The 5,848-nt window shown below is 63.8% G+C and carries 4 protein-coding genes; all 4 read left to right on the top strand.

Annotated elements, in window-relative coordinates:
- Positions 1-80: 80 nt before the first annotated feature.
- The gene (locus tag AB0F17_RS66215; RefSeq protein WP_358047781.1) at positions 81-1,364 is read left to right on the top strand and encodes a tyrosine-type recombinase/integrase; all 1,284 of its coding nucleotides are present in this window, start codon (positions 81-83) and stop codon (positions 1,362-1,364) included.
- Between the two features lie 221 nt (positions 1,365-1,585).
- Positions 1,586-3,847, top strand: a complete 2,262-nt coding sequence (locus AB0F17_RS66210) for a site-specific integrase (RefSeq protein ID WP_358047779.1) — start codon at positions 1,586-1,588, stop codon at positions 3,845-3,847.
- Positions 3,844-4,254 (top strand): hypothetical protein, encoded by a 411-nt coding sequence (locus tag AB0F17_RS66205; RefSeq protein ID WP_358047777.1) that lies wholly within the window; start codon positions 3,844-3,846, stop codon positions 4,252-4,254. Before AB0F17_RS66210 ends, AB0F17_RS66205 begins: the two co-directional genes overlap by 4 nt.
- A 13-nt stretch (positions 4,255-4,267) precedes the next feature.
- Entirely contained in the window at positions 4,268-5,800 is a 1,533-nt protein-coding gene (locus tag AB0F17_RS66200; protein WP_358047775.1) for a pentapeptide repeat-containing protein, read from the top strand.
- Positions 5,801-5,848 lie beyond the last annotated feature (48 nt).

Here is a 5,848-nt window from a genome sequence, read left to right as displayed (position 1 = left end):
GCGGCACGTTAACTGAACTAGTAGGAGAGTTATCCCAGTTCAGAGGCACATTTCTCTGATCTCTGCTAGCGTCCCGCGCCATGGCTGACCCAAATGCTGAGCGGGATCTGGCGTCGTTAGTGGTGCGGGCGGTGGGACGACTCGATGAGACGGGCGACCCGTGGGAGCCGTACCGGTTACTGGACGGAGCCGGAGCGGTCGTCGAGCCGGTGGCGGCGTTCCTGCGCGAGTTGCAGGCCCAGGACCGGTCGGAGTCGACGCTGAAGTCCTACGGCAACGATCTGCTCCTGTGGTGGCGCTGGCTCGCGGCGGCCGGGATGCCGTGGAACCAGGCGACCCCCGCCGAGGGGCGCGACTTCGCGCTGTGGCTGAAGATCTCGGAGAAGCCGTCTCGCACGCACTGGCGACGCCGTGACGGCCAGGCCAATATGGCTGAGAGGCGTGGGCGGGGCTCGGCGAGGTTGCAGGCCGGGGCGGTGAATGCGGTGACGGGCAAGGCCCGACCCGGCAAAAAGTTCTCCCGGACGTCTCGGGCACACGCGGAGACGGTGCTGCGCCGGTTCTACGACTTCCACCTCAAGGCCGGCACCGGCCCGATCATGAACCCGTTCCCGCAGGACCGGTCGCGACGCGCGGGCCGCGCGAACGAGCATCACAACCCGATGGAGCCGTTCCGGCACGAGCGCGCTGGCCGCTACCGGCCGCGATTGCCGGCCCGGATCCCCAAGCGGATCCCTGACGACCAGTTCAACGAAATCTTCGCCGGGCTGAAGTATCACCGCGACCGCGCCCTGCTGGCGTTCTGGGTCTCGACCGGCGCCCGGGCCGAGGAACTGCTCGACTCTGTCCAGGCCGACGCGGATCCGGGCGAGCAGGTCATCAGCGTGACCCGCAAGGGCAGCGGAGCCACTCAACTACTGCCGGCCTCGCCGGACGCGTTCGTGTGGTTACGGCTCTACCAGGAGGAGATCTGGCGCAAGGGCGCGCTCCGCGGCCGGCGCCAGCCACTGTGGGTCACGCTACGGCAGCCCTTCCGGCCGCTGACCTACCACGCAGCCCGCGCCATGTTCGCCCGCGCTCAGGAAACGCTCGGCTCGAACTGGACGATCCACGACCTACGCCACACTGCGGCCTGGCGGATGGCTCAGGACCCGGACATGCCGATCACCGATGTTCAGTGGATCCTCGGCCATGCGAGCTTGAGCACCACGCAGCTCTACACCACCCCCAGCCAGGACGAAGTGATCGCCCACGCCCTCGCTCACCACGACCGCGAAAGACAGCCGCGGCCCGCCTCAGCCGTTCCTCCGACCACCGGTTACAACCCTCGCTCCCTCGACATTCTCTTCGGACGGGACACATGACGACCCGGACTGACATCCCTGACCAGCGACTGGCGAGGCCTGGGCATTTCGCCTCTTCCTTGAGCGGTGAGGCCTTTAAAAACCTGCGGGTGAAGTTCCCCGCTAGGCAGTTGCCAGCCGTTTGGCCGACGACCACGCGATCCGAACGACAGATCATCGACGATTTGGAGCAGCATCGTCACCGGGCCGCTGGCACCACGCACCTCCAAAGGAGAAAAGGAGTGAGGGGGCTGCTGCGCTGGCTCGACGACTTCCCCGGCGAGACATGGCAGCAGCGCTGGTGTTCGACACCCGCCCACTCGCTCGGAGAACAGTGGGAAGAAGAAGCCCGTACCCGACTTGCCGGCCACGGGATAGCCGCCCCGAGGGGGGTCTTGAAGGCTGGGCTGCTTTGGCTGGTCTGCGCGGACGTTCTCCGCCCGAGCGTGGAGTGGCTTTCGATGATCGTTCAGTCTCGCTACTGGCGGCCCGCGATGGCCACCTACCGAGATCCTGAAGGATTCGCTCAGATGAACGCTGCCGCTGACCATCAGGGGATCAGCGAGAAGTGCAAGCACCGGGCCCTCAACCAGATCGCCATTATCTTGGGCGCCAAGGGCGGCAAGGTGACCGATATCGCCGTCGGTGACTGCCTAGAGTTACGCGAAATCGAGACCCGGACTCGTACTCAACGGGGCTCCAGCAGGGGACACTTTTACAGCCTTCTGCAGCAGATGGGGCATTTTCCCGCGGATGCTCCTCCTGCGCTCCGGCACCTGGGGGTGTTCGCTGGCCAGGCGAGCCCACAACAACTTGTGGATCGCTACGCTCTTGAGAGCGGGCCCGTCCGCGACCTGATCGTCGACTACCTGACCGAACGGCAGCCGGCTCTCGACTACAACAGCCTGGAACAGCTTTCGCGGGCTCTTGCTCTCAACTTCTGGAAGAACATCGAGACCCATCATCCAAGCGCCAGTTCCCTCAGGCTGCCATCTGACGTCATCGCAGATTGGAAGTCTAGGCTGCAGTTCAAGACCAGTCGCGAACGACAGCCTGACGGCAGCATCCGCGAGGTCACCACCCCGCGGATCGCATACATCGACCTTTTGACCTACGTCCGGTCGTTCTATCTCGATATCACCCAGTGGGCGACAGAAGATCCAGCCCGCTGGGGGGCGTGGGCAGCACCCTGCCCCATCAATGTGGCGGAGATCTCTGGCAAGAAGCGCAACGCGAGGCGCAAAGCGCGCATGGACCAGCGCACCCGTGAGCGGCTGCCTAACATGGCCACCCTGGCCCAGATCGCCTTCCAGCGACGAGTGGAAGCGCAGGCACGCCTGACCGCACTCCGTAACGCATCCCCTGGTGAGACCTTCACCGTCCTGGGCGAGACCTACATCAAGGGCGGCAACGAACACAGGCCGGCAGCCGGCAATGCCTTCGACTTCGCCATCGACTCTGCCGGGCGACTCCGGAAACTCGCGCTGGCCGAAAATAGGGCCTTTTGGGCCTGGGCATCAGTCGAAGTCCTGCGGCACACCGGCGCCCGCGTCGAAGAGATGCTGGAGATCAGCCACCAGAGCATCACCCAATACGTCACCCCTGGCACCGGCGAACCTGTTCCCTTGCTCCACATCGCCCCCTCGAAAACCGATCAGGAACGCCTGCTGGTTGTCGATCTCGAACTTGTCGATGTCTTGGCCACGATCGTCGTCCGGGTTCGTGAGGGGACAGGCGCCATTCCGCTGGTCGCCGCCTACGACCCTCACGAGAGGATCTGGAACCCTCCGATGCCCATCCTGTTCCAATGGCGATCAGCAGGACAGAATCGTGCCGTCACCCGGACCCTGATACGGACGGCCCTCAACGAGCTGCTGCGGGCCTCCGGTTTCACGGACGTCACGGGGCAGTACTTGCAGTTCCAGCCCCATGACTTCCGGAGAGTCTTCACGACCGAAGCGATCTTGAGCGGGATGCCGCCTCACATCGTCCAGTTAATCTTGGGACATAAGACGCTCGATACCACAATGGGGTATAACACGGTTTATCCCCAAGAGGTGATCGACGGCCACAGGGCGTTCATCGCCCGACGCCGACAGTTGCGTCCCAGTGAGGAATACCGCACCCCCACCGACGAGGAATGGGAGGAGTTCCTCGGCCATTTCGAGCGCCGGAAGATGGCTATCGGGGTTTGCGGCCGCGCTTACGGCACTGACTGTCAACATGAGCACGCTTGTCTTAAATGTCCGCTTTTGCGGGTCGACCCGGCCGAACGACCCCGCCTGGAAGAGATCCGGAGCAACGTGATCGCCCGCCTCGCTGAGGCCGAACGCGAAGGCTGGCTCGGCGAGGTCGAGAAGCAGCGGATTTACCTGGCCGCCGCCGAAGACAAGCTTGCCCAGCTCGACGAGCGGGCCCGCCGCGCGACCACGATCCACCTCGGCATGCCGTCGTTCCCGGACATCGCCGGCCGCACCGCCGTCCTCCCGAAGAGGACCACATGACCCCGCCCATCGAGCTGGCTGCCGCGTTGCGGCACCAAGCCCAAGGCGTCCACTGCCTTGAAGCCGCAGCAGAGTTGCTCATCGCGCAGACCTGGCTGCGGCGCAGCGACTTCACCGATCGGTTCGTGACTCTCGAGCACGGCCTGTTCGACGGCCTGCCGACGGCCACCGTCGACTGGCCTGCCGCCATCACCGCCCTCGATAACGGGACGCTGCCCTGCTCTGCAGGCGAGCAACGCATGCTGCGTATCGCCGCGAGTCTGGCCGACGGCGTCCCGGTCGACCTTCGGCAGGCGGTGACCGGAATCGATCAGCGCAACGTCGATCTGCTGGTCATCGCCATACGCCGCGCGGCCGGCCAGCGCCGCAGCGCCCTGTTGCCGGAAAGCCGTGGCCGCGATACCTGAAATGGGCCACCGTATGGACGTGAAGCCTGCCTCGATTGTGATCCTCGTGGTTGGACTGGCGCTAGCTGCGGCGATCGGCTTGATGCTCGGCCCCGGTGCATCCTGGTGGCTGGAGCACGTCGATGGAGTGACCGGATTGCAGGGCGAGAAGCTCGCCGCGGCCGTCGACGCGGTCCGCGGCCGCGCCCTTGCGGTCGCCACTGGCCTGGCCGCGCTGCTCGCGGTCTACTACACCGCCCGCAACGCCGACACCGCCCGGCGCACGTTCCAGCTCGGCGAACGCGGCCACGACACCGACCGCTACGGGAAGGCCGCAGAACAACTCGGCCATGACAAGGCCCCAGTCCGGCTGGCCGGCCTCTACGCGCTAGAAGAACTCGCACAGAACAACCCCGCGTTGCGGCAACGGATCGTGGACGTGATCTGCGCCTACCTGCGCATGCCCTTCTCGCCGCCTCAAGATGACGATCAGGAGAACGCTCACCCCGCCGTTCCGCGTGCTGCCATTGGTGGGAGGTCAGACAACACTGACAAACTCGAAGAGCGCGACCGACGGGAAGAACGACAAGTCCGGCTCGCCGCTCAGCGAGTCCTGGCCGCTCATCTACGTTACGAACTTGCCCACAAGCACTGGCACTTGTTGGGTCGACGCTGGTCGCGTCGAGCCAAACGACCCTCCGGATCCTTCTGGCCAAGCATACGAATCGATCTGACCGAAGCCACCCTCTTCGATTTCGACTTCGACGAATCTCGAATGCGTAGTGCAGACTTCGCTGGAGCCACCTTCACTGGCAAGGCTCAATTTCGCGGAGCTACCTTCAGCGGCGAAGCGGACTTCAGCGGTGCTACCTTCGATCAGGTAGCCAAGTTTCATAGGTCTACCTTCAGGAGAAGAGCTTCATTTGACGATGTCACCTTCAAAGGAGGAGCCGTCTTCGATCGGGCAACCTTGAGTTGGTTCGCCGGATTCGACCGGATCACCGTCGCTGGCGATATTGCGTTCAGTGGAACCATCTTCGAATATATGGCTAGCCTCCGCGGGGTTAGTGTGACCGGCAACGTTTCGTTTCACCGCGCAACCTTCGCTAAAGAAGCTGCGTTTGACGACAGCACCTTTGCCTGCAATTTCAGGTTCCAAGGAGTAAACTCCAACGGATACGCCGGATTCCGTGGCACCGTCTTTGCTGGCGATGCTAATTTCGCGGGCACCACCCTCGCGCATGCCGAGTTCGGTCGCGCAACCTTCGAGCGACAAGCGGACTTCAGTGGTGTTTCCTTCATTGGCGCTGCCCTGTTCGAAGACGCTACCTTTACTGTCGGCGCTTCGTTTGTCCGGGCTTCTTTTGGCAAGAAGGCAAGGTTCGCTGCACAACAATTAGCGCAGCCTATCGACTTGGAAGGGGCATTGCTTCTGCCGGGCGCAATGGGTCAGGAGCATCAGTGGCCGCCTCGATGGCGGGTGCGACCGGACGGCAAGGGCGGTGGAGTACTACACCGAGAACCCATGGAAGGTGAACAAGGGCCGGCCCCACAGATGCCCGCCTAACCTGGCGCCACCTGCCGCACCTAAGATCAACTTCTTAGTTCAGAGAAG

Source organism: Nonomuraea sp. NPDC026600, from assembly GCF_040638335.1.
Lineage (GTDB): Bacteria > Actinomycetota > Actinomycetes > Streptosporangiales > Streptosporangiaceae > Nonomuraea.
The sequence above is the reverse complement of the archived record's forward strand: the minus strand, read 5'-3'. Positions and strand labels throughout refer to the sequence as shown.